The sequence below is a fragment of the Collinsella sp. AF23-4AC genome (assembly GCF_003462685.1).
Taxonomy (GTDB): Bacteria; Actinomycetota; Coriobacteriia; order Coriobacteriales; family Coriobacteriaceae; genus Collinsella.
Genome location: NZ_QRVE01000002.1, coordinates 90,390 through 113,696 on the forward strand (window position 1 = coordinate 90,390; position 23,307 = coordinate 113,696).

The 23,307-nt window shown below is 58.8% G+C and carries 22 protein-coding genes; 3 read left to right on the plus strand and 19 right to left on the minus strand.

Features of this window, described 5'->3' with window-relative positions; all coding sequences use genetic code 11:
• Window positions 1–12 precede the first annotated feature (12 nt).
• Genes DWY05_RS02070 through alaS form a run of 6 tightly spaced genes read right to left on the minus strand, consistent with a single transcriptional unit; the run spans window position 13 to window position 6,689 of the window.
• On the minus strand, window positions 13–1,122 hold the full coding sequence (locus tag DWY05_RS02070) for a 3-dehydroquinate synthase (protein ID WP_117820255.1): 1,110 nt from the start codon (window positions 1,120–1,122) through the stop codon (window positions 13–15).
• Window positions 1,119–1,652 carry a shikimate kinase gene (locus tag DWY05_RS02075; RefSeq protein ID WP_117736305.1) on the minus strand — a complete coding sequence of 178 codons (534 nt, stop codon included), beginning with the start codon at window positions 1,650–1,652 and terminating at the stop codon, window positions 1,119–1,121. Before DWY05_RS02075 ends, DWY05_RS02070 begins: the two co-directional genes overlap by 4 nt.
• Window positions 1,653–1,660: 8 nt before the next feature.
• A complete protein-coding gene (locus DWY05_RS02080; RefSeq protein ID WP_099431674.1) occupies window positions 1,661–2,158 on the minus strand; it encodes a YqeG family HAD IIIA-type phosphatase in 498 nt (165 codons plus the stop codon).
• Window position 2,159: 1 nt separating this feature from the next.
• The gene (gene mltG / locus DWY05_RS02085) at window positions 2,160–3,593 is read right to left on the minus strand and encodes an endolytic transglycosylase MltG (RefSeq protein ID WP_233511291.1); all 1,434 of its coding nucleotides are present in this window, start codon (window positions 3,591–3,593) and stop codon (window positions 2,160–2,162) included.
• A complete protein-coding gene (gene ruvX, locus DWY05_RS02090; protein ID WP_035138185.1) occupies window positions 3,586–4,014 on the minus strand; it encodes a Holliday junction resolvase RuvX in 429 nt (142 codons plus the stop codon). Before ruvX ends, mltG begins: the two co-directional genes overlap by 8 nt.
• Before the next feature lie 17 nt (window positions 4,015–4,031).
• A complete protein-coding gene (alaS, locus tag DWY05_RS02095; RefSeq protein ID WP_117820256.1) occupies window positions 4,032–6,689 on the minus strand; it encodes an alanine--tRNA ligase in 2,658 nt (885 codons plus the stop codon).
• Between the two features lie 194 nt (window positions 6,690–6,883).
• On the opposite strand from alaS, the gene DWY05_RS02100 reads away from it, so the two are divergent.
• Window positions 6,884–7,123 (plus strand): hypothetical protein, encoded by a 240-nt coding sequence (locus DWY05_RS02100; protein ID WP_117736302.1) that lies wholly within the window; start codon window positions 6,884–6,886, stop codon window positions 7,121–7,123.
• Window positions 7,124–7,129: 6 nt separating this feature from the next.
• Here the strand turns inward: DWY05_RS02100 and DWY05_RS02105 are convergent, their stop codons facing one another.
• The 11 genes from DWY05_RS02105 to ileS form a co-directional block, all read right to left on the minus strand.
• Window positions 7,130–8,542 carry an AI-2E family transporter gene (locus DWY05_RS02105; protein WP_117820257.1) on the minus strand — a complete coding sequence of 471 codons (1,413 nt, stop codon included), beginning with the start codon at window positions 8,540–8,542 and terminating at the stop codon, window positions 7,130–7,132.
• Window positions 8,539–9,330 carry an RNA polymerase sigma factor SigF gene (locus DWY05_RS02110; RefSeq protein ID WP_022094589.1) on the minus strand — a complete coding sequence of 264 codons (792 nt, stop codon included), beginning with the start codon at window positions 9,328–9,330 and terminating at the stop codon, window positions 8,539–8,541. The genes DWY05_RS02105 and DWY05_RS02110 overlap by 4 nt, the downstream gene beginning before the upstream one ends.
• A 1-nt stretch (window position 9,331) precedes the next feature.
• The gene (locus DWY05_RS02115) at window positions 9,332–9,709 is read right to left on the minus strand and encodes an ATP-binding protein (RefSeq protein WP_089571730.1); all 378 of its coding nucleotides are present in this window, start codon (window positions 9,707–9,709) and stop codon (window positions 9,332–9,334) included.
• Window positions 9,702–10,289 (minus strand): hypothetical protein, encoded by a 588-nt coding sequence (locus DWY05_RS02120; RefSeq protein WP_117820258.1) that lies wholly within the window; start codon window positions 10,287–10,289, stop codon window positions 9,702–9,704. The genes DWY05_RS02115 and DWY05_RS02120 overlap by 8 nt, the downstream gene beginning before the upstream one ends.
• Window positions 10,290–10,384: 95 nt before the next feature.
• Entirely contained in the window at window positions 10,385–11,734 is a 1,350-nt protein-coding gene (locus DWY05_RS02125; protein ID WP_197032814.1) for a replication-associated recombination protein A, read from the minus strand.
• 60 nt (window positions 11,735–11,794) lie between these two features.
• Window positions 11,795–13,042 carry a deoxyguanosinetriphosphate triphosphohydrolase family protein gene (locus DWY05_RS02130; protein ID WP_117820260.1) on the minus strand — a complete coding sequence of 416 codons (1,248 nt, stop codon included), beginning with the start codon at window positions 13,040–13,042 and terminating at the stop codon, window positions 11,795–11,797.
• 31 nt (window positions 13,043–13,073) lie between these two features.
• Window positions 13,074–13,496, minus strand: a complete 423-nt coding sequence (locus DWY05_RS02135; RefSeq protein ID WP_117820261.1) for a prepilin peptidase — start codon at window positions 13,494–13,496, stop codon at window positions 13,074–13,076.
• Window positions 13,497–13,577: 81 nt separating this feature from the next.
• Entirely contained in the window at window positions 13,578–14,873 is a 1,296-nt protein-coding gene (locus tag DWY05_RS02140; RefSeq protein ID WP_117820262.1) for a glycosyltransferase family 2 protein, read from the minus strand.
• 82 nt (window positions 14,874–14,955) lie between these two features.
• Window positions 14,956–15,969, minus strand: coding sequence for an RluA family pseudouridine synthase (locus DWY05_RS02145; protein ID WP_117820263.1), 1,014 nt, complete (start codon window positions 15,967–15,969; stop codon window positions 14,956–14,958).
• Entirely contained in the window at window positions 15,969–16,550 is a 582-nt protein-coding gene (gene lspA, locus DWY05_RS02150) for a signal peptidase II (protein WP_117820397.1), read from the minus strand. The genes DWY05_RS02145 and lspA overlap by 1 nt, the downstream gene beginning before the upstream one ends.
• A gap of 237 nt (window positions 16,551–16,787) precedes the next feature.
• Window positions 16,788–19,565, minus strand: a complete 2,778-nt coding sequence (gene ileS / locus DWY05_RS02155) for an isoleucine--tRNA ligase (RefSeq protein ID WP_370446051.1) — start codon at window positions 19,563–19,565, stop codon at window positions 16,788–16,790.
• Between the two features lie 511 nt (window positions 19,566–20,076).
• Here ileS and DWY05_RS02160 point away from each other — a divergent pair.
• Window positions 20,077–21,159, plus strand: a complete 1,083-nt coding sequence (locus tag DWY05_RS02160; RefSeq protein ID WP_117820265.1) for an iron-containing alcohol dehydrogenase family protein — start codon at window positions 20,077–20,079, stop codon at window positions 21,157–21,159.
• 512 nt (window positions 21,160–21,671) lie between these two features.
• Window positions 21,672–22,274, plus strand: a complete 603-nt coding sequence (locus tag DWY05_RS02165) for a Type 1 glutamine amidotransferase-like domain-containing protein (protein WP_117820266.1) — start codon at window positions 21,672–21,674, stop codon at window positions 22,272–22,274.
• Between the two features lie 115 nt (window positions 22,275–22,389).
• On the opposite strand, the gene DWY05_RS02170 is transcribed toward DWY05_RS02165, so the two are convergent.
• Window positions 22,390–22,578 (minus strand): IS3 family transposase, encoded by a 189-nt coding sequence (locus DWY05_RS02170; protein WP_099431656.1) that lies wholly within the window; start codon window positions 22,576–22,578, stop codon window positions 22,390–22,392.
• A gap of 245 nt (window positions 22,579–22,823) precedes the next feature.
• Window positions 22,824–23,285, minus strand: a complete 462-nt coding sequence (locus DWY05_RS02180) for a DUF523 domain-containing protein (protein WP_117820267.1) — start codon at window positions 23,283–23,285, stop codon at window positions 22,824–22,826.
• Window positions 23,286–23,307: the final 22 nt, after the last annotated feature.

Consider the following 23,307-nt stretch of genomic DNA (forward strand, 5'->3'; position numbering starts at 1 on the left):
TGTCAATAAATCCTAGAGAAGTTCTTTGCGAGAAGCCAAGTAGGCGTGAGCATGGCGGTCGAGGACCTCGTCCTCAACGCTCGTTAGACGAATGGCGCCGAGTGCCACGGGCAGCGGCAACATACTACGGTTCGAGCGGACAAACTGCTGCCTGCGGAACTCCTCGATATATGCGGCAGGCTCCAGATCGAAGGCGAGCTCCTCGATACCAAAGTCCTCCAGGCAGTCATCGACCTCAAAGACGTAATCGATATCGAAGTCGCAGGCATCGTGTGCTAGGCGCGCCTCAAAGCGCATGCCCTCGGACAACAGCTGGTAGGCAGGCACCTGCGAAGCGGCATCGCCCAAGCAGGCGCGCAGGGTACGCTCCCCCGTCTTGCCAAAATCGAGCGCATGGCGGGCGCTCGGGTTCGTAGCCATCAGCACGTCCTTGCGGGCAGTCTGAGACCACTGAACGGCATTGACGAGCGCGACCTCCTCGCCCGCGAGAATCTCGGGAACGGTCTCGGTAAACTGATTCCAGCGGGACTTACTACTCGAAAGCATGGTGCCAACAAGTACCGCATAGCCGAGCTTGAGGTCCTCGGGGGCCGCCTCGCGAACAAGGTCGAGGTCACACACGACCAAGCCCGGCTCGGGACAGAACGCGATAGCGGGAAGCGCATGCGCGGACGAGGCGACAAGCGGCTTCATGGTCGTCGCAACCGTGAGCATGGCGTCGAACGTCGTCGGCAGCAAGGCGCACTCGGTGCGACCGCACCACTGATTGGCACACCAACAAACGACCGAGCAGGTCGCCGTGTCACCGACAGCGACAACGAGATCGTCGCAGGTAATGCCGTTAGCCGACAGGGCGCCAAAGACGGTATCGGCATCGGCCAGCGTAGCACCGGCAGGAGAAACCTCGAGGACGAGCAGCGACACGGCAAAACCGGCGTCGACCAGCGCATGCTCGACGACCTCGCCAAAACGCTCGGATGTAGCGTCGTTCCAAACCACCATCGCGCGCTTAGGCTTGCCCACAGCCGAGGCAAACATGCGCGACAGCTCCTCGAACGCGCCCAATCCAACGCGGACATCGACACTGCGGTTTTGGAAATTGATAAGTTGACGGCGAATCATAGCAGTCCACGCTCCAAAAGCATCTCGGCACAAAGGTAGGAAACGTCCTCGAAGGACTTGTTGCGAATATCAAGGGTAATATCGGCGGCCTGGCGATACAGCGGACGGCGATGCTCAAACAGGCGCGCAGCGTGCTCGGGCGAGCGGAAATCGGGCCGGGTATCGGAGCGGCGAATCTGGCGCAACGAGTCCTCAAAGTCGCCTTCGAGGTACACGCATATACCCATCTCATGCATCAGCTCAATGTTCACCGGCGTCTCGACGATGCCACCCCCGCACGACACCAGCAGGCTGCGCTCGCTTTGAAGCGAACGGAGTGCCGAGGTCTCAAGCTCGCGAAAACGATCCTCGCCCTCGGTCTCAAATATCTCGGTCACCGACTTGCCACATCGACGCACAACCAAACGATCGGTATCGATAAAACGCCGCTTGAACATAGTGCCGACGTTGCGCGCGAGCGTCGATTTGCCCGCGCCCAAAAAGCCGATAAAGAAGATATGGTCGCAGCCGTGTTTGATGTGCTGAGACATGGCGAAACCTATTCCTCGCAGGGAAGGTCGCGCAGGGCCCGGCGCTCAAAGATACGGAAGATCTGCGTGTACCACAGGTCCTGGGTTGCCTGCGGCTTGACCAGAATAGTGTCAACGCCGGCAAAGTTACCGCTCCACACGTCCGTGTACAGCTGATCGCCGATCAGCACCGCCTCGTCTGCCGTGGCGCCAAGGCGCTTAAGACCCGCCTTCAAGGCAAACGGGGCGGGCTTCATGGCGTGGCTGATGGCCTCGAGTCCCAGCTCGCGTGCAGAGCTCATGACCTGATCGCGATGCCAGTTGTTGGACACCATGCACAGCTTAAAGCCTTTGGCGCGGGCGGTATCGAGCCAAGCGGAAACCGCGGCGGGAACCTGCTCGGTGTCGCGCGGAACCAGAGTGTTATCGCGATCGAGCAGAATGGCGCGTTTGCCGTCGGCCCACAGGGTATCAAGGTCGATGCGATCGACCGAGGCAACGTATCGTTTGGGGCTAAAAATCCTCATGCTAATTCCAAGACAGTTGATGCTCTTCGTAGGTTTGCGAGAAGTACTCCTCGTCCTGCGTAATGTAGAAATACAGGTCATCGGAGTCGGTTGGCTCAAGCGTGGCCTTGAGTGCCTCGAGCGACGGAGAGCAGATGGGCGTGGGTGGCAGGCCCTCGTGCTTATAGGTGTTATACGGGCTATCGCTCTGCAGGTCGTCGGCGGTAACCTCGCCACCGGTGACATACATCATGGTCGCATCGCTGTTGAGATAGCGCAGACCGTCGAGCTTGCCGGCAAGGCGGTTGTAGAAGACCGAGGCCACGTGTGCACGTTGATCGGCGTTGAGGCCCTCGCGCTCAACGATAGAGGCCAAGTTGACGATGTCGTAGTCGGACATCTCCACACCGTAGCGCTCCTTGATCTTGGCTTCGCAGCTCGCAAAGTCAAGCGACTTGTACTCGGTCTTAAACTGATCGAGCATGGCGCGAATCACGTCATCGGCCGTCGGCGAATCACCCAACGAATAGGTCTTGGGGAACAAGAAACCCTCGAGCGAGTCGTTGGCGGCGCCCTTAAGGAAGCTATAGTCGTCCACGTAGTTGGAGGCCTTGGCCTGGTTGAGGAAGTCTTCCTTAGAGATGCTGTCGTAGGCCTGGGCCACGCGATCGGCGACTTGATCGACTGTCAGACCCTCAGGGATAGTCAGCGCATTGGAGCCCGCGTTGGGGCCTTCCATGAGCTGCTGAACAACCTTGGTCGCATCCATGAGTGTGGTGAACGAGTAGGTGCCAGGCTTAAGCGACATATCGGCGTTAAGCTTTTTCACCGCCGCGTAGTAATCCTTGGGATTTTCGACGATATGGTTCTCGGAGAGAATCGAGGCGATCGTATCGCCCGAAGCACCGTCGGGAATGGTCACCGTAACTTGCTGGCCAGCAGCGACTTTCGCATCCTCACCGGCAAAGAAGCCCTTAACGGAAGGTACGACAAAGAAAGCGATAGTAGCAAGCGCGATTACGGCCACCACAACGCCGATGATCATAGGAACCGGAGAACTCTTCTTTTGAGCACCGCGACGAGCATGCGTGTTGTAGCTCGAGCGAGTCGCCGGAGCAACGCCATGCGACCCGCGAGCGTGATGCGAATGCGATTGGGGGGCCTGCGTTCGCTGGGTAGGTGCCTGTTGCTTAAAGCGAGCACCGCCTGCAGGCTGAGCCGAACGAGCAGTGGGCTGCTGAGCCGCGTGAGAAGCCGGATACTGAACCGAACGAGCAGAAGGCTGCTGACCCGTCCGTTGAACAGGTTGGGCCGAACGAGAGGAGGACTGCACCGGGCGCGCGGCAGACTGAGCTGCGCGCTGGGTCGGCTGTGCCGGACGCTGGCCAGGCTGGGCAGGGCGCGACGCCGACTGACGTGTACAATTCGGCTGGCGCGGATCGGAAGCGCTAGGCATGCGAAACCTCCTCGTTTTTACGATCAAGCCACGTCTGCAAAAACAGGCTGGCGGCAATCATGTCAATCTTGCCCCTCATCTGCTTTTCGTTGAGGCCCTGCTCGCGCAGGATACGCTTTGCCTCTTGCGAGGACAGGCGCTCGTCCTCAAACTCCAACGGAAGATCGAGCTCGTCGGCAATCTTTTGCGCAACAGCGGCAACGCGCTCGGCCTGGGGACCGGGCTCACCGGCCATGGTCAGGGGACGCCCACTTACCAGGATATCGGGCTCATAGTCCTCAACCAGGTAGCGGAACGTCTTGGCCATACCGGTGACCTCTGCAGCCGGGAGCACCTTGACAGGCATCGCCATCTTGCCATCACGGCTCGAGACGGCGATGCCGATCCTGGTCTCCCCTATGTCCAGCGCAAGCGCGACCACAGCGACTACCTAGATTCTTAGGCGCCGAGCGCGGTCTTAGCGGCCGCGAGGGCATCGGCGATGCCGGCGGCGTTCTTGCCACCGGCCTGGGCCATGTTGGGACGGCCGCCACCGCGACCGTCGACCAGGCCCGCGATCTGCTTGATCACGTTACCGGCGTGGAAACCGGCCTTGACGGCGTCATCGGAGCCGGCGGCGAGCAGGGCCGGGGTGCCCTTCTCGGTCACGCTGGCGACGACGCAGGCGACAGGACCGGCGACCTTCTGGTGCACGGTATCCCAGACGTTGCGCAGGTCGGCAGCCTCAAGGCCCTGGAGCTCAGCGACGACGAGCTTGTAGCCGTCGAGCTCGACGGCGCCCTCGATGGCGCTGGAGATAGCGTCGGAGGAGCCACCGGTCAGCGCCTTCTTGAGCTTGTTGGAAGTCTCGCGCAGCTCGGCCTGCAGGTTCTCCACGCGGGCGGGAACCTCATCCACGCGGCACTTGAGCGCAGCAGCGGCGGCGTCGACGAGCGCCAGACGGTCGGCCATGTAGTCGAGAGCACCCTTAGATGTCACGGCCTCAATACGGCGGACGTTGGAGCCCGTAGAGGACTCGGAAATGATCTTGAACAGGCCGATCTCGGCGGTGTTGGCGGCATGGGTGCCACCGCAGAGCTCACGGGAGAACGGCTGGTCCTCGGCGCCCACGGAGACAACGCGGACGACGTCGCCATACTTCTCGCCAAACAGGGCGACAGCACCGGCGGCCTTGGCCTCGTCGATGCCCATGACGCGGGTCACGACCGGCTTGGAGGCGAAGATCTGCTGGTTGACCAGGTCCTCGACAGCCTTGAGCTGCTCGGAGGACAGGGCCTCGAAGTGCGTGAAGTCAAAGCGCAGGTGCTCGGGCGTCACCAGCGAGCCAGCCTGGGAGACATGCTCGCCCAGGACCTGCTTAAGCGCAGCGTCGAGCAGGTGGGTGGCGGTGTGGTTGCGGCGCAGGAAACCACGGCGCTCGGCGTCGAGCGCGGCGGTCACGGTAGTACCGACGGTCAGCGTACCCTCGGTGACGTGGGCGACGTGAGCATACAGGCCGTTGTGGTTCTTGGTATCGGAAACGGTCAGCGCAACGCCCTCGGCGGAAAGCTCGCCGGCGTCACCCTGCTGGCCGCCCATCTCGGCGTAGAACGGGGTGCAGTCGAGAACAACCTCGACATCCTCGCCCGCAGCGGCGGACTCGACGGACTCACCGTTGCGAACGATAGCGACAACTTTGGCATCCTCGATCACATCGTTGTCATAGCCGTCGAACTCGGTCGCAGCGACCTTGTCCGAAAGCTCGACCCACACGTCGTTGAAGCTGCCCCAGGCGTCGCCCTTGGCATTGGCGCGAGCGCGGGCCTTCTGGTCCTCCATGCAGGCGGTAAAGCCGTCCATGTCGACGTCGTGGCCAGCGACGCCGGCAATCTCGACGGTCAGGTCAATGGGGAAACCAAAGGTGTCATGCAGCTTAAAGGCGACGTCGCCCGGAAGGACAGCACCCTCGGCAAGCGCGGCCAGAGCCTCATCCAGGTAGAAGCGGCCGTTGTCGAGCGTCGTGGAGAAACGCTCCTCCTCGGAGGCGACGATGCCCTTAACGAGCGCGACGTTCTTGAGCAACTCGGGATAGGCCTCGCCCATCTGAGCGTTGACCTCGTCGATGAACTTGGTCAGGAAGGCGCCCTCGATGCCCAGCAGACGACCGTGGAACACGGCACGGCGGAGCAGGCGGCGAAGGACGTACTCGCGACCCTCGTTACCGGGCAGGATGCCGTCAGAGATCATAAAGTCGACGGCACGGGAGTGGTCGGCGATGATGCGCAGGGAGCGGCTGGCGCCGGAGTAATCGTCGGCGTCATAGGTCTTGCCGCTGATCTTCTCACCGAGCTTGATGAGGTGCTGCATCAGATCGCCGTCGTAGTTAGCGGTCTTGTGCTGCATGATAGCGGCCATGCGCTCCAGACCCATACCCGTATCGAGGTTGCGGTGCGGCAGCTCCGGCATGGAGCCGTCCTCCTGGCGGTCGTACTGGGTAAACACGAGGTTCCAGAACTCAAGGAAGCGATCGCAGTCGCAGCCAGGCTTGCAGTCGGGGCTGCCGCAACCGACCTCCTCGCCCATGTCAAAGTAGATCTCAGAGCACGGACCGCAGGGACCGGTGGGGCCAGCGGCCCAGAAGTTGTCGTCCTCGCCCAAGCGGGAGATGTGATCCTCGGCAACGCCCAGGGAGCGCCATACGTCATGGGTCTCGTCGTCCTCGGTAAAGACGGTGAAGTACAGGCGATCGAGCGGCAGCTTGAACTCCTTGGTGATGAGCTCAAAGGCCCAAGCGCAGGCCTGCTGCTTGGAGACGCCGCCAAAGGAGAAGTCGCCGAGCATCTCAAAGAAGGACAGGTGACGGCCGTCCTCGCCGATGCAATCGATGTCGTTGGTGCGGACGCACTTCTGGCAGGAGATCGCGCCGATCTCCTTCATGGTCTTCTTGCCCTGGTAGTACTCCTTAAACTGATTCATGCCGGCGTTGGCAAGCAACAGCGAAGGATCGTCGGGGACGAGGGACGAAGAAGGATAGAGCTTAAGACCGCGCTCCTCAAAGAAGTTGAGGAACTTAGAGCGAATCTCGGCCGTAGTCATTGACGGGTAGTCAGCACTCATAGAGGGAATCTCCTCGGTTTCACATCGAAACAGTTCAAACGTAAAGATATTACCATCCCACCGCGCCTGTGCAAAAAAGAGGGCCGCCAAACAGCGACCCTCCAGCGAAAGTGCACGTTATTTAGTACTGTGCGATCCTTTGAAAAAGGACTGCTGTAGAATTACATATAAGAGTCACCCGGAAGGAGCGATCGATGAAAAGCAAACGATTTTTCCTCAATGCACTTCTGTTAGCGGCACTTTTAACGCTATTGGCTTTCTCCTGCTGGTACGCAAACCAACCAGCATTTGGCTACGTGTTGTATGCAGTAATGTCCGGCGATAAGGCTTATTACACTTTACGCGCAATTGACATTCTCTTTTTCTATGTTGCCGGTCCCTTATCAATCGCTTTGCTCGCGTTTCTTGTCATTTACAACTTCAAGAAACGTTAATGGGGCCTATTTAGAATCCGAATCGTCCATGGACCCGTCGATGCCGGTTTTGGTATCGTCATCAGAGTTGGAATCGTCATCCTTGGCGAAGGGATTCTTGAAGAAACCCGTGGCATCGGGCTGAAGACCCGAGAGCTTGATCCAGGGATTATCGAGCTCGGGCTTGGGCATAGCCTTGGCCTCGGGCGCGGTCTCGTTGCCGATGAGCTCGGACTCGTAGATGAAGGTGTCGTCGCCGAGCGCGTCGTAGGCGGCGACCGGGTTGCCATCGGCATCGCGGTACGGCGTGCCCTTAAACACGGCGCCGTCATAGGCCACAAGCTGGCGGCCGGTCTCGTTCTCAAAGTAGTAGACGAAAATGCCCTTGAGGGCCGCGCACAGCGGAATGGCGATAACCATGCCGATGGGACCCATGAGTGCCGAACCGATAACGAGAGCCGTCAGGCTCATAACGGGATGCACCTGCACCGAGCTCTGCATGACCTTAGGCGAAATGACATTATCGGTGACGTTTTGAGCCACCATGGTCACGACAAGCGTCCACAACGCCAGCATGGGGCTGAACATAAAGCCGAGCACCGTGGCGATCGCCGCACTCACCCAGGGACCGACAACCGGAACCAGGTGCATAATGCCGGTAAAGATAGCCATGAGTGCTGCATACGGATGGCCGATGATCGTAAAACCAATAAAGGCAAGAAAACCGCCACAGATCGATGTGATGACCATGCCACGCATGTAGCCGCCGACCGAACGCGAAAGGATGGCCACCATAAAGCGGTACGAGGTCTCCTTTTCCTGCCCGATGATGGTGCAGACCTCGTGGTGCATGCGAGGATAATCGCAGGCAAGCCAGTAGGCAAGCACCAGACCCAGGAAGATGACGAACAGCTGCGAGGCCGTGTTGGTAATGAGCGGAAACACACCGCGGCCGAGCTCAGCAGCGATTTGCGAGACGTACTTGGACGCTACGGTAACCAACGAAGAAAGATTGTCGTCCAGATACTCCTTGAGCGGCGTGTTGTTGAGCGTCTTAGCGTGCGAGAGCATCTCGTTGAGATCGCCACCCGCAACACGAAGCTGCTCGGGCAGGCGGCTCAGGACTTCCATGATTTGACCGAGCAAAATAGGCGATAGGATGCAGACGACGCCGACGAGCACGGCAACAACCACAATGAGTGCGATGAGCGAACCGAGGCCACGTCCGACGCCGTGATGCTCGAGCCAGTTGGTGATCGGAGACATCACAAAAGCGATGATGGAACCGACAGCGAGAAACTCGATGACCGGTGCCAGGATGCCCATAAGGTTAAAGATGACGGCAGCGATGACAATGCAGCCGACGACGCCCCAAATGCGCAGCGTCAGAATGCGGGTATCGCGAAGCGTGCGGTCGATTTGTTGGGGGTGCTCACTCATGAACGAATCATCACTCCGTCGGGGTCAATCTTATCTTGAATCTTCTTAAGGGTACGGCGCAGCAGGCGCGAGACCTGCACCTGCGAGATGCCAAGCTTCTTGGCAATCTCGATCTGGGTCATGCCCTTCACAAAACGCAGCTCGATAACCTCGCGCTCGCGCGGCGAGAAATCGCGGATGGCTTCCTCGATTACCAGGCGGTCATCGGTAAAGTCGAGCTCGTTGTCGTCGTCGGCGTAGCGGTCGAGAATCGAGGGCGCATCGTCGGAATCGGACGCACCAGGAGCCTCAATGGGCACCGAGGTATAGGCCGAAGACGATTCCATAGCCTCCAGGACCTCGTCGACGGTCACGTCCAGGTACTCAGCGATTTCTTCGACCTTGGGCGAGCGCTGCAACTCGTTGGTAAGCTTGTCGGTAGCCTGGTTAACCTTGGCAGAAAGCTCCTGCAGGCGACGAGGCACGCGCACGCTCCAGCCCTTGTCACGGAAGTGACGCTTGATCTCGCCCAAGATGGTGGGCGTGGCAAACGTGGTGAACTCGAGTCCGCGCTCAGGGTCAAAGCGGTCGATTGCCTTGAGCAGGCCCAAATAGCCAACCTGCATCAGGTCGTCGAGCGGCTCGCCGCGATTCTTAAATTTGTTGGCAAGAAACCTTACCAGGTTCATATGGGACATGACGAGCTGCTCGCGGGCATCCGGATCACCGGTCTCCTTATAACGACGAAACAGCTCGCGGGTTTTCTCCTTGTCCCAAGCGGTCTTGCCGCTCCGGGAACGTTCGGTCATATTAGATATCCGCCTTGAGGTCGAGGGAAAGCGTTAGGGGCGCCGCAGTCTTTTCGTAGGAATCGCACACGCTTGCAAGAATGAGCTCGGCATACACAGTAGCCTGGTCATCCTCGTCGACGGTGGCCTGTTCCCCAAAGGTAAAGGTCATGCCGACGTGAGATTCGTCCACATCGAAATTGATCGTGATGTCGTCGCAGTCGACCGCGGTGCACCCAAAGATGAAGGCTTCCTCGGCAGCCATGCGGATATCCTCGATGCGATCGACGGACATAGAGCACAGGGCGCCGACGTTGGCGGCCGTCATGCGCACCAAGCGCGCGAGACGAGGATCACCGGCAACGCTCAGCGTGATGGGGCAGGTTGCTTCACTACTCATCGCAGGACTCCTCGGAAGTCTTGGCAGGCGTATAGGTGTAATACTGAGCAGGCTTGGCTGCGGGCTTCTGAACATCTTCGTCGTCAGCAGCGGCATCGTCATCGCCAATCAGAACGCGCTCAGTAGGCTGCTCGGCCTCGGCGGCGGCAGCGGCGAGCTTGCGATCGGCGTCGGCTGCAGGAGCCTTCACCTTATTGAAGAGCTTCTGCACGGCGCCGGCCGCAGAATCAGTCACGCTCGACACGGCATTACTGGCCTCGGCCATGCTGCCCGTAACCTCGGAAATGTCGCGAACGACCGCCTCAACCTCAACGAGGTTAGACGTCAGGGCGTCAACGGCAGTCTTGCTCGACTTGAGGAGCGGCTCCATCTGGGCAAGTGCCGGCGTAAGCTCGTCAACGGCGCCATCGAGCTTTGCCACCACGGGCTGTGCCTCGGCGAGCGTATTATTGAGGTCGCTCACCGTCTTGTCGAGCGAGTCGACGACGGTGCGGGTCTTGCGCAGCGTGAGCGCGAGCTCGACAACAGCCCACACGCCGGCAACGGCGAGCACCAGCAGGGCAATTTGAATGGGACTCATACAAGCCTCCCGAAGGAATCGAAATACAGACGTTTTTCATGGTACCCCAAAGAAGGGCAAAGATACCCAAAGGGAATGTGCGAGGCGCCAATGGCCTACTTGGGAGCGTTGCCGGTACGGTCGCGCTCGCTTTGCTCCACACGCCACTCTTCCCAACCGCGGCCGGCAGGCTGCCAGAACGCGCCGCGCTCCAACCCCTCGGGCAAATAGCGCTGATCGACCCAGCCTTCGGGATAATCGTGCGGGTACTTGTATACACCATACTCGTCGCTGCCGGGACGGTGACGATCGCGCAGGTAGCTGGGCACCTCGCGAAGACCACTGCTGTGGATATCGGCCAGCGCCGCATCGATCGAGGCCTCGCACGCGTTGGACTTAGGCGCCAGACACACATAGAGCGCAGCCTGAGCCAGGTTGATGCGACACTCGGGATAGCCAATGACCTCGGCAGATTTAAATGCGGCATGCGCCACCAAAAGCGCCTGCGGGTCGGCGTTGCCAACATCCTCGGAAGCCTGAATCATGATGCGGCGAGCGATAAACTTGGGATCCTCCCCTGCATCGATCATGCGCGCGAGCCAATAGATCGTGGCATCGGGGTCGCTGCCGCGCATAGATTTAATAAACGCACTGATAATGTCGTAGTGCATGTCACCGTTTTTGTCATACGAAAACCCACGACGTGGATTGGCGATCTTCACATCGTCAACAGTGATGGGATAGCGCTCCCCCGCCGCCGGCGCTGGCGTCCCCTCGGTATCGGGACGCGTAACGGCAATCTCGCTCGCAAGCTCGAGCGTCGTGAGCGCTGAGCGAGCATCGCCCGCGGCCAGCGTGCAGATGGTCTTAACCGTATCCTCATCGGCCGAGAACTTACCGTTTAAACCCTGCGGCGCCTCGAGCGCACGCTCAATGAGCGTGGCGATATCCTCGTCCTTCAGGTGCTCAAGCTCTACCACACGCCCACGCGAGAGCAATGCCGAGTTGACCTCAAAGTACGGGTTTTCCGTCGTAGCGCCAATCATAATGACGGTGCGGTTCTCGACCGCATGCAGCAGGGCATCTTGCTGCGACTTCGAAAAGCGATGGATCTCATCGATAAACAGAATGGTGCGGCGGTCGTAGGTGTTCAGACGGGTCTTAGCCTCATCGATTACGCGGCGCAGGTCCTTCACAGTGCCCGTCACGGCGCTGACCTCGACAAACTCGCTCTTGGTATGGTTGGCGATAATGTGGGCCAGCGTCGTCTTGCCCGTGCCAGCCGGGCCGTACAGAATCACGCTCGACAGCACGTCATGCTCAATCGCGGCGCGCAGCCACGAGCCCTTACCGACGGCCTTTTGCTGGCCCACATACTCGTCGAGCGAATTGGGGCGCATACGCACCGCAAGCGGCGCATTTTTAAAGGAGCGCTCGCGCGTCGAAGCAGAAAAAAGGTCGTCCATAGCCATCCCGTGCATTAATCAAAATCGTTGTTGACCAACAGTATACCGAAAGGATACGAACTACCGTTCGTTAATATAGGTGCGGTGCGGAAACTTTAGACCTGGGAACAATTTGCTCGTCAGCTCGCAGAAATAACCATCCGTCATGCTTGCGATGTAATCGACGACGGCCTGATCCTTGTCGTCCTGCCAGGCATAGGTGCGATCGTAGTAGGAAAGCTGCTGCTCAATGCGCGAAACGTGATGCTTAAAGATGTAAGAGGACTCGTCGCCTTTATTTAGATCCTGCAGGCAACGGTCGTAGAGCTTTTCGAAGGCCTCACGCAACTCTGCCTCAGAATCGCCTTCGATACCGCCCTTGCTATAGATCTTCTCGTAGTTCTCGCGCTTCGCCCGGCGGATCTCCTCAAACAGGTCCTCGCTCATCTCGATACGCGGTTTACCATAGCTATGCTCAACGATATCGATGGAAGCGTGCGTGAGAATCCAGCTGTTATAGGCGCCGCCCCGACCATCGTCAAAAGCGTCGGGCGACAGCAGGCCCGCCGCAATGGCGTCCTGACGATCACGACCGACGTAGGCGAGGATATCCGAGATACGCACCACACAGCCCTCGAGGGTCATGGGGCGCAGGTGCTCGATCGCGCCATAGCCCTTGGCAATGCAGTCCTCGACGGTACGGTCGAACTGGTCAAACGACGCCATGTCCGAGAGTTCAAAGACACGCTGCTCGTACTCGCCGTTATGGCACAGCACGCCGTCGAGCGTCTGGAGCGACACGTTGCGGCCGTACAACGCGTCGAGCACGCGGACGGACTGCACGTTATGGAAAAAATAACGACCCGTACGCTCGTGATAGATATCGTTGAGGAAACGCTCGCCGGCATGGCCAAAGGGCGTGTGGCCCAAATCGTGGCCCAGGCCAATCGCCTCGATCAAATCGCAGTTGAGGCCCAGGGCACGGCCGATATCGCGGGCAATGCGCGAGACGAGCTGCACATGAAGGCCGCGCCGCGACAGGTCGTCGTTGCTGCGAAAGCTAAAGACCTGCGTTTTGCCTGCATAACGCGTGTACGCAGGAAGATGAAGAATCTTTTCGGTATCGCGCATAAACGCCGGACGCATAAGCGTGCCTTTGTCGGCAGCGCGATCTATACGACGAATGACCTGGTCGTCGCAGCATCGATAAGGATTAACGACACCCGAGGCGCGGTCGGCGGCGATACGCTCGACCAGCTCGGGCGACAACGCCGCGGGAATGCGGTCCATGCGCGCCTTAATGACGGCCGTTTCTTGATTAGTTGCCATGGCATGCTCCTTAAAAAGGATGCGCAATCGGTTACAATGTGCAGCCCACGACCTCGATTATGGCAAATATCGGCACCAAAAACGGGAGCAATGGCAGGGAGCGCGATTTTGTGAAGAGGCAGGAGAGGGCCAGGACCAGGAGCGCGACGGCAAATGCCACGATGCCCCCCAGAGGGTCGAACGTGCAAAGCGCGAAGAGCGCCTTGGCATCCCCCATGCCGATGCCGGAGGCTTGGCGAGCACGACGCCAGAGCGACTCAGTGAGCACAAGGGAAAGGTACACGATAACGGCAGGACCGGCGTGGTCAAGCGCCGTGTTCAAGCCCCTGTCCAGCCAAACGCCTGCAAACGCCGCCACGGCGCATGCGGCGGCAAGCGCGTTGGGAAACCGCCGTTCACGGACATCAATCACCGCACCGGCAAAGGCGCAGATCCAAAAGGGAATATAGACCATTGAACACCTCCCGGGGCAGTCTCTCAAAAGCAAAAACCACCACAGAGGTGCCTGTCCCCTTCGTGGTGGTTTTGGTGGTGGTTATTTAGCGCCCTGCATGACCTCGTCGAGGGTAACGCTGACGGCATGCTGCGTCGGGACCCAGTCGACCTTCAGGAACAACGCAGCCACCGTGATGGGGATATAGCTGAACATAAAGATCGGGAAGGTAAACAGGTTGGTCACCAGGCGCCACTTTTGCGCACAATGAATGTGCTTGTACTCGAAGATGGTCGTAAGTAGCGCCAGGATAAAGAAGGTCTGATACATCATCGCGAAGGTCATAATGAGCGAGGCGGCACAAGCCTGCATCTCAACCTCGGTAGCCAAAAAGCCATGCGAAAGACCACCGACGATCAGGAACGTGGCGTTGGCGAGCATCGAAATCAGCGATAACAGCATACCAGGGGCAATCGTCATAAACATGTCGTAGGCGGCAAAACGATGATAGCGGAAGGTCGACTTGACCAGATGCTTACCGTAGGTAAAGAACACCTGGTAGAAGCCCTTGGTCCAGCGCATACGCTGCTTCCAGGACGCCTTAAACGTCACAGGCTGCTCGTCAAAGAACTCCGCCGGCGCATAGCCAATACGAATGCCGTGAATAGCGCAGAACGTGGTGAACTGAATATCCTCGGTCAGCGTATGGAACTGCCAGCCGTGCATGCCCTCAATAACGCTAGCCGAGATAAGGTAGCCCGAACCCGATACGGCGCAGGACGTCTTGCAGATGTTGCGCGCGTTGTTGAGAAAACGCGCCTCGCGCAGATACCAAGTGGCATTCGCTGCCGAGATCCACGAGCTGCCAAAGTTCTTGGAGTTGCGGTAGCTTGTGACCACATGGAAGCCCTGGTCAAAGGCGTCATTCATCTTGGAGACGTAATCGCGGGAGATAACGTTGTCGGCATCGAAGATAAAGTAGCCCTCAAAGGTATCGGGATACTCGTTAAGAATGCGGTCAAAACCAAAGTCCATGACCCAGCTCTTGCCTTTACGGGCCAGGTCGTTTCGCTCGTACACGACAGCGCCCGCCTCGCGCGCGAGCTGCGCGGTGTTATCGGTGCAGGCATCGGCGACGACAAAGACCTCGATGAGCTCGGACGGATAATCCTGGTCCTTGATGGAGCGAACGAGGTTGGCGATCACGGCCTCCTCGTTATGCGCCGCGATAAAGAAGGCATACCGGTGGAGTTTTTTGGCCTTGGGAGGCGCAACCTCGCCGCGGAGAGCACCGATGACAAAGAAGACCACCTGGTACAAGAAGCAGACCGTGAGCAGCGTGACGACAATCTGGTTGAAGATCACGATGGGTGTGTTGGTTTGTAAAAAGGCGAGCATGCAGGCTCCCAGGAACGTGTTACGTAAACAACCGTATATCTTACCGCAGGCTTACCGAGTTCAAGAAACCACCTAATACTGGCTAGGCTTCGAGCAGGCCGAGCTGCGGTACGATTTCGTCGCCGGCAGCAGTGCGGCCAAGCGAACGCGGGGCTAAGTCGTCGAGGACGGCGGCGAGATCCCACGGCAGCTCGTCGCGGCACTCAATGCGCTCTCCCGTCACGGGATGATCGAACGCCACGCGCCAGGAATGGAGGAATTGCCTGGTCAGACCCTGATCGGCACGCGCATCGCACTTACCGTAGAGCGGATCGCCCACGCAGGCGTGGTTGATATGGCGCATGTGCACGCGAATCTGATGCGTGCGACCGGTAAACAGGTGACACTCAACGAGTGTGTAGCCGTCATCAAAGCGCGTGGAATCAAAGCGCTCAAGGACCTTAAAGGTCGTGATGGCCTGGCGTGCAAAAGGATCATCGGAAACCGCCATCTTGACACGGTCACGTGTAGAACGGGCAATGCCGGTGTTAATGGTGCCCTCATCCATGGCGATATGACCGTGAACGAGCGTAATGTAGCGGCGGTCGAGCGTGCGCGTACGGATAAGATTTTGGAGCGCGCGCTGGGTATCGTCGTCCTTTGCCGCAAGCATAAGACCCGAGGTATCGCGATCCAAACGATGTACGATACCGGGGCGGTCCTCGCCCTGCACGGTGCCCAGATGGTCGATACCGCAGTGATAGACCAGCGCATTCGCGAGCGTACCGCTCTCATGACCATGCGCAGGATGGCACACCAGGCCGCGCTGCTTGGAGAGCACGATGAGGTAGTCGTCCTCATAGCGAATGTCGAGCGGGATGGCCTCGGGAATCACGTCGGTGGGATCGTGCGGTTCGGGCAAATCAACCGAAATACGGTCACCGGCTCGCACGGCGTACTTTTTGGACAGGCAGGTCTCGCCATTGACCACTACGACCCCACCCTCAATCAGATGTGCGCAGGCAGAGCGCGTAGGGCAGCCGTCATTGGCGCCCAGATAGGCGTCAAGACGCTGACCAGCGGCATCGTCGGCAACAAGGATATGGATGTCGGCCATTAGCGCTCAGTCCTTTCGCGAATCTTGCGGGCACGCTCCCCACGTTGTTTAGCCTTGCGCTTGGCACGGGCCTCGTCACGGGCGTTAAGCTCGGCGGTCGCATCGACCTCACGAGCCGCGGGGCTCAAGAACATGTAACCGAAGAGCGCCAGCACCACACCGACCGTAATGCCGATATCGGCCACATTAAAGACGGGAAAGTCGATGAAGGTGGTGGCGAAAAAATCGGTCACGAAGCCAAAGACAAGGCGATCGATCGCGTTACCGATGGCGCCGCCCGCAACCATAGCCATGCCCACGACCTCCAGCTGAGCGAGCTGAGGCGCACGAACCAGGTACACGGCAATGGCGACAATGACCGCTAGCGCCAGCACGGCAAAAGCCATACCATGGCCCTCACCCATGCTAAAGGCGGCTCCGATATTGCGAACAAACACGAAATCGATCACACCGGGGATAACAGTCACATGCAGAGCATCGCCAACGGCACGAACCGCAAGCTTGGTCAGCTGGTCAACAAGCAGCACAACGAGCGCCACCCCACCAGCAACGCCCAGGCGCCAACGCAAAGGCGGCGTCATATCCGCACCACGACCCAAAGAAATCCCCTACCCTCAAAGCTCAAATAACGTTAAGTGCAAGTAACCATCTTATATTGCCACACGCAGAGCGCACGACATATCCACCAACACAAGCGAAATAACCAGCTAAAAACGAAAGCGGCATTCTGAAAACAGAATGCCGCTTTTATTCAACAGAGCAAATGGGCCGAAGGCGCCCAGATTCTCCCTATAACTAAAATGCCGAGTTACCGTGCCTTAAAGGGCGTTCGCACACCTCTCGCAGATGTGAGCGTGGCCGTTGTACTCGCCGACGGTGGTGCGGTAGTTCCAGCAACGGTCGCAGCACTCGCCCTCGGCAGCGTCGATGGCAACGGAGAGCTCCTCGCCCTGGGTGAGCTCAACAGCGGAGACGATGTAGAACTCGGCGAGGTCGACGGCCTTGTCGCCGGTCAGCAGCGCATACATCTCGGCGGGAACGACCGCCTTGACACGGACCTGCTGGCTCTTGGTGAAGGTGCCGACGGAGCGGGCATCCTCAAGGGCCTTGGTCACGGCGCCACGGAGCTCGAGCGAAGCCTCGAGCACGCCCTCAAACTCATTGGCCTCGTCGATCGTGATGGGCGACTTGTACCAATCGAGCAGCGCGGCGTACTTCTGATGATCGACGCAGCCGGCGGGCGCATAGGCCATGGCCTCATCGACGGTGTAGGACAGAATCGGCTGCAGATCGCGCATGAGCATCGAGAAGAGCTCGGCGAGCACGGTCTGGGCGCTGCGGCGCTCGAGCGAGCCGGGCTTTTCGCAGTACAGACGGTCCTTCAGGGCGTCGAGGTACACGTTGGAAAGCTCGGTAACCACGAAGTCGTAGAGCGCACGGTAGGCGCGCGGGAACTCGTAGCAAGAGTAAGCGTCGTCGACCTCGGCCTGGACCTGGGTCAGACGAGCAACCATGAGCTTGTCGAGCGGCAGCAGATCGGCAAAGGCGACGCCGTCGGTCTCGGGCTCAAACTGACCCTCGAGCTCGGAGAGCAGGAAGCGCAGCGTGTTGCGGAAACGACGGTAGGCATCGGACGTACGGGCGAGAATCTCGTGGTCGATGGAAACGTCGGAGCTGGTGTCGACGGAGGCAACCCACAGGCGGATGATGTCGGCGCCCATCTCGTCACAGACCTTATTGGGGTCGATGACGTTGCCGAGTGACTTGGACATCTTGCGGCCCTGACCGTCGAGGGTGAAGCCCTGCGAGACGACCGCCTTGTACGGAGCGTGGCCGTTGGCGCCCACCGAGGTAAGCAGCGAGCTCTGGAACCAACCACGGTGCTGGTCTGAGCCCTCGAGGTAGACGTCCGCCGGGTACTCCAGCTCGGGACGGTACTCACAGACGGCCTTCCAGGACACGCCAGAGTCCCACCACACGTCGAGGATGTCCTTATCGGCCTTAAGGTGATGACCGCCGCACTTGGGGCAGACGCAGGCCTCGCCCAGGTAGCTCTCGGGAGCGTCGGTGAACCAGGCGTCGGAGCCCTTCTCGTGGAAGAGCTTGATGACGGCATCGAGCGTGTCGTCGTTCATGACCTTCTCGCCGCAGTCGGCGCAGGTGTAGCTGGGAATAGGCACGCCCCAGTTGCGCTGACGGCTGATGCACCAGTCGGGACGCTGCTCGACCATGGCGCCAATGCGGTTGGCGGCGTGAGCCGGATACCACTTGACGTTCTCGCGAACCTCTTTGCCAGCCTGCTCACGCAGACCCGTCTTGTCCATCGAGACGAACCACTGGTCGGTGGCACGGAAGAGCACCGGATGCTTGCAGCGCCAGCAGTGCGGATAGCTGTGCGTGATCTTCTTCTCGAGGACCAGGGTACCGCGCTCGCGCAGGAACTCGATGATGTGCGGGTTGGCCTCGTCGGTATCCATGCCGCTGAAGGGGCCGCCGGTGCCAAACTCCTCACCGGTGTAGAATTTGCCGTCGTCATCGACCGGCATGCAGATGTCGGTGATGCCCTCCTTGAGGCAGGCGAAGTAGTCGTCGACGCCGTGGCCGGGCGAGTTGTGGACGATACCGGTACCGTCATCGACACCGACGTAATCGGCCAGCAGGGCCACGCCCTCGACACCGTCAAAGATCGGCTGCTTATAGTGGATGTGGTGGAAGGTCTCGGCGGGAACCACATAGGGCTTGCCGTCGACCATGACCGGGGTGTACTCCCAGCCAAACTCCTCGCAGCACTTGGGGGCCAGGTCCTCGAGCATGACCTCGGCGCGGCCATCATGCTCAACGGCGACGTAGGCGGCGCCGGGCTTGAGAGAAACTGCCTGGTCGGAGGGGATGGTCCACGGCGTGGTCGTCCAGATGATAAAGTCGACCGGGCCGTCGAAGCTCTCGAGGCCAGCGGGCTTGGAAGTCATCTCAAAGCGGACGAAGACGGACGGGCTCGTCTCGTCGGAGTACTCGATCTCAGCCTCGGCCAGAGCGGTGTGGCAGTGCTTGCACCAGTGAACCGGCTTGTGGCCGCGATAGATCATGCCCTTATCGAACATGGCCTTAAAGACCTCGATGTCGGCAGCATCATGCTGGTGGTAGAGCGTCAGGTAGGGGTTGTCCCAGTCGCCGAGCACGCCCAGACGACGGAAGCCAGCCTTCTGCAGCTCGATGTTCTCGACAGCAAACTCGTTGCAGAGCTCGCGGATCTTAGCCGTGGAGGTCTGGTTGAACTTCTCGGTGCCGAGCTTCTCCTCGACCTTGTGCTCGATCGGCTGGCCATGGCAGTCCCAACCGGGGACGTAGGGAACCTCATAGCCCTGCATCATCCAGTAGCGGTTGATCATGTCCTTGGAGATCTTGTTCATGGCGTGGCCGATGTGGATCGGGCCGTTGGCGTACGGAGGGCCGTCGTGCAGCACGAACTTCTTGTGACCCTCGTTCTTCTTCAAAACCTGCTCGTAGACCTTGTTGTCCTGCCAGTCCTTGAGTCGCTTGGGCTCGGACTTGGAAAGACCGGCACGCATGGGAAAACCGGTTTTGGGCAGATTCATCGTCTGCTTGTACTCGTTTGCCACGGTACCCCTTTCATGTCGTGGGCGCGCACGCCCGTTGGGCACCAAAAAAGCGCCCGTCCCTTACAAGCTGGGACGAAGCGCCACAAAACGGGCAGCGTGCCCGCAAAAGCTCTTCGCTTAACCACCCAGCTTAGATGCCCTCGCTCGCGTTATCGCGCGCTCGCATCCGTTACTCGGCTGGCCTGTATCGACGACCATCTCGGCGATGTCTACTAAGACGTGCCTGCACGGCGCGTCCGTTGGGATCGCAGCTCCGGGGTGATTTTCATCGGTCGCATGCACGGGCTCTCAGCGCTCCCCGCTCTCTGTAGCATGCGGACGGCCGACTACTCGTCCCCATCAACGCTTCTGCGCTGTATGGTAGCACGGTCAACGCTGGCGAAAAACCCTCAACATCGGTTTCATACTTTAGAAATTTCTCACGGTCACTAGCCTTCTCTTGGAGCAAAATACCTGAAAGCACTTTATCTAACGAAAGAAGGCTGCTATGCGCACGATTGGAATGAGCGACTATACCGTCGGCGAGGATTGCTTTGACGAGCTGCCCGGCGCGCTGGCCGAGTACGGAGCGACCAAGGTCGCAATCATCGGTGGCAAACGAGCGCTGGCCGCGGCGCTTCCCGGAATCGAAACCGCGCTGGCGGGAACCGACGTCGAGATTCTGGAGACGCGTGTCTACGGCACCAACAGCACGCGCGCCAATATCGCCAAGGTTGTGAACTCCCCCGCCTGCCAAGAGGCCGACGTACTTATCGCGTGCGGCGGCGGCAAGGCGCTCGATACCGTCAAGACGGCGGCCATCGAACTCAAGAAGATCGTCTTTACGGTGCCGACGATCTGTTCCAACTGCTCGGCCGCGACCGCCATTGCCGTTGTCTACAACGACGACGGCTCGCTCGAGGGCTATTCGTACCCCAACCGCCCCGCACACATCTTCATCAACCCCAAGATCATTGCCGAGGCTCCGGCGGAGTACTTCTGGGCCGGCGTAGGCGACGCCCTGTCCAAGCAGCCCGAGGTCGAATACGCCACGAGCGCCGGCAACCTGGAGCACACCGCCGGTCTTGGCCTGGCGCTCGCGCACACCTGCTCCGAGCCGCTGTTTACCTATGGCGTGCAGGGTCTTGAGGACGTTCGCCAGAACCTGTCGACCGAGGCCGTCAAGCAGATCGCGCTCGATATCGTGGTCAACACGGGCTATGTCTCCAACCTGACCAACCAAAACGATTACTACTACAACTCGAGCGTGGCGCATGCGTTCTACAACGCCACCTGCAGCATTCCGCGCGAGGGCACCTACCTGCATGGCGAGGTCGTGAGCCTGGGCGTGCTGGTGCTGTTTGCCTACACGGGCGACACCGAGAACCTTGAGCGCTACGCAGCCTTTAACAAGGAGATGGGGCTGCCCGTAACGCTTGAGCAGGTCGGGCTTTCCGAGTCCGATATCCCCGCCCTGTGCGAGTATGCGCACGCCACCAACGAGTGGAAGCAGGGAAACCCCGAGCCCTTCACCGACGAAAAGTTCGCCGCCGCCATCAAGGCTGCCAACACCTACGGCCACACGCTCTAGGACTGGCCCAAAACCACCACAAAGGGGACAGGCACCTTTCTGGTGGTTTTTTATTGCTCCAGCATTCAGTTCGTACTCGAACCCGATTCTTTACGAGAAAGGGTTCGGGTACGTTTTTTGTTTATCGGAAATTCTGCGGAAGGACTACTCGGAACGGTAAACAGGAACGAACAGAGGCAGGGTATCATCGTGGTGATGGTATCCTGCCTTTTGTTTTGCGGGATCAAGGTCGCTTTATGCGAACTTGATCGCCACTTATATGGCGCATTGATGGCAATTGCTGCGTACGTGCATACCGGGAGCCCGTACACCTCTGGCAAGGCGTAACACACTAGACTTTGTTCCAAAGTCCGTGTGCTAAGGGGGCAGGCCCCTTAGAATTCCTGTGGAGTGTGTACGCACGTACGCAGGAAAACGGCAAAATTTCGCTATATCAGGGCGTTCTTTCATTGGAGAGTATGGTATACACGGCTTAGTTCAACAAATAAGAATTTATATATAGGAGAATATTGATGAAACTGTTTTTATGTTCTCACTTTTCAAGTGTAGGAAGTCTGGTAAAGGAAGAAATTGAAAATAAAAAAGTCGCATTTATTCCAACAGCTTCGCTGCGTGAAGGCTACACCGGTTATGTCGGCTCGGCTCGAAAATTATTCAAAAAGTTGGGAGCAATCGTAACTGAAATTGATATTTCAACGGAGGCTTATTCAACGATACAGTCTCTTTTTGAAGATTCAGATGTGATCTATTTTACCGGCAGAAATTCTTTTTTCCTTATAGACCAGCTCCGTAAAACGGGAACGGATGAGCTGTTGAAGAAAGAATTGGAAAAGGGAAAACTGATGATTGGTGAATCGGCAGGTGCGATTGTATGCGCTCCAAGCATCCAATATATCGAGCAAATGGATGAAAAGCCGGAGGACTACTCACAAGAAGATGATTCAGGGCTTAATTTGATTGATTTCTATGTTCTTCCGCATTTTCTTACAGCACCATTTAAGAAAGTTACCGAGAAAATAATGACTGAGTTTTCGGATTTGAATCTATGCCCAATTAACAACCGTCAGGGAATTGTAATTGATGGTGAAGGTTCAAAGGTAATTTGCAAAGACTAATTTGAAAATTCCAGTTTGCTGTACTCGTTCCTAGCAGGGTTAGGGGCAGGCACGCCCCAACAAGAAGCTGTCCCAAAGGGGCAAGAATGGGGACTGCGGACGATTTCTTGGACCGTTACGCGGCCCTTCCCAGCGCGGAGCGGAACTCGGCCGGCGTGCGGCCACCGAGCGCATCGCTGCGCCTCTCCGTATTGTATCGACCGATCCAGCCCCCGAGCTCCTCGATGAAGCGGGCGGGGGTCCAGTCCGACCAGTCCCTGCCGTGCCAGAACTCCTTCTTGAGCAGGCCGAAGAAGCCCTCCATCGCCGCGTTGTCCGGGCTTCAGCCCTTGGCGGACTGAATTGGCTACACTGATGTGGACAATTCCAGGAGGGGCGCAAGAGACGGGAGGGCCGTGTACGCGTTCCTGCGCGAGAGCCGCGGGGAGGGGCTGCCTGGGTACGTGCCTGTCAACTCGGTCTACGTCTTTGATGACCGGGTCGTACTCAATATAAACTTCACGGATGATGCCAAAACGGTCACCCGTGAGGAAGTGTTGGGTTCGAGTGCTATGGACAATGTTCCAGTATGCTGGGGTCGAACTCACTTGCGGGAATCACACGATACCCGTGGTGCAGCAGTAGGTCGACAAAAACACCGTTGCCCGCAGTGAGCGTACCGCTGAACGTTCCGTCGTAGATGCGACCCGCACCGCACGAGGGACTACGATCTTGAAGGATGCACGCAGCGATTTCGGACGGGCCGCCCGCCTGCTCGCACATATCGAGTGCGCGCTCTGCGCCCAGGCGAAACTCGCGATCGATCGAGACGCCCTCGCAGGTACGGACCTCGCCGTTCACAATCTCGGACGGCTTGCGCGGCGTGGGCAGGCCGCCAAAGACCTCAGGGCACACCAAGAGTACCTCGGTCCCCGTGCATTCGCACGCTTCGACCAGCTCGCGATGGTAGTTATCGAGCCCGTTATACTTGCAGCTCTCGCCCATCAAGCAGGCACTTACCACGATTTTCATATTCAACTCTCCCCACGCAAAA

Bases quoted from the DNA above. Each gene is read 5' to 3' on its own strand.
- DWY05_RS02160 (WP_117820265.1), top strand. From the start codon at position 20,077: ATGCGCACGATTGGAATGAGCGACTATACCGTCGGCGAGGATTGCTTT.
- DWY05_RS02140 (WP_117820262.1), bottom strand. From the start codon at position 14,873: ATGCTCGCCTTTTTACAAACCAACACACCCATCGTGATCTTCAACCAG.
- DWY05_RS02165 (WP_117820266.1), top strand. From the start codon at position 21,672: ATGAAACTGTTTTTATGTTCTCACTTTTCAAGTGTAGGAAGTCTGGTA.
- DWY05_RS02110 (WP_022094589.1), bottom strand. From the start codon at position 9,330: ATGACCGAACGTTCCCGGAGCGGCAAGACCGCTTGGGACAAGGAGAAA.
- DWY05_RS02145 (WP_117820263.1), bottom strand. From the start codon at position 15,969: ATGGCCGACATCCATATCCTTGTTGCCGACGATGCCGCTGGTCAGCGT.
- lspA (WP_117820397.1), bottom strand. From the start codon at position 16,550: ATGACGCCGCCTTTGCGTTGGCGCCTGGGCGTTGCTGGTGGGGTGGCG.
- ileS (WP_370446051.1), bottom strand. From the start codon at position 19,565: ATGAATCTGCCCAAAACCGGTTTTCCCATGCGTGCCGGTCTTTCCAAG.
- DWY05_RS02115 (WP_089571730.1), bottom strand. From the start codon at position 9,709: ATGAGTAGTGAAGCAACCTGCCCCATCACGCTGAGCGTTGCCGGTGAT.
- mltG (WP_233511291.1), bottom strand. From the start codon at position 3,593: ATGCCTAGCGCTTCCGATCCGCGCCAGCCGAATTGTACACGTCAGTCG.
- DWY05_RS02120 (WP_117820258.1), bottom strand. From the start codon at position 10,289: ATGAGTCCCATTCAAATTGCCCTGCTGGTGCTCGCCGTTGCCGGCGTG.
- alaS (WP_117820256.1), bottom strand. From the start codon at position 6,689: ATGAGTGCTGACTACCCGTCAATGACTACGGCCGAGATTCGCTCTAAG.
- DWY05_RS02100 (WP_117736302.1), top strand. From the start codon at position 6,884: ATGAAAAGCAAACGATTTTTCCTCAATGCACTTCTGTTAGCGGCACTT.
- DWY05_RS02135 (WP_117820261.1), bottom strand. From the start codon at position 13,496: ATGGTCTATATTCCCTTTTGGATCTGCGCCTTTGCCGGTGCGGTGATT.
- DWY05_RS02170 (WP_099431656.1), bottom strand. From the start codon at position 22,578: ATGGAGGGCTTCTTCGGCCTGCTCAAGAAGGAGTTCTGGCACGGCAGG.
- DWY05_RS02080 (WP_099431674.1), bottom strand. From the start codon at position 2,158: ATGAGGATTTTTAGCCCCAAACGATACGTTGCCTCGGTCGATCGCATC.
- DWY05_RS02075 (WP_117736305.1), bottom strand. From the start codon at position 1,652: ATGTCTCAGCACATCAAACACGGCTGCGACCATATCTTCTTTATCGGC.
- DWY05_RS02105 (WP_117820257.1), bottom strand. From the start codon at position 8,542: ATGAGTGAGCACCCCCAACAAATCGACCGCACGCTTCGCGATACCCGC.
- DWY05_RS02070 (WP_117820255.1), bottom strand. From the start codon at position 1,122: ATGATTCGCCGTCAACTTATCAATTTCCAAAACCGCAGTGTCGATGTC.
- DWY05_RS02180 (WP_117820267.1), bottom strand. From the start codon at position 23,285: ATGAAAATCGTGGTAAGTGCCTGCTTGATGGGCGAGAGCTGCAAGTAT.
- DWY05_RS02130 (WP_117820260.1), bottom strand. From the start codon at position 13,042: ATGGCAACTAATCAAGAAACGGCCGTCATTAAGGCGCGCATGGACCGC.
- DWY05_RS02125 (WP_197032814.1), bottom strand. From the start codon at position 11,734: ATGGACGACCTTTTTTCTGCTTCGACGCGCGAGCGCTCCTTTAAAAAT.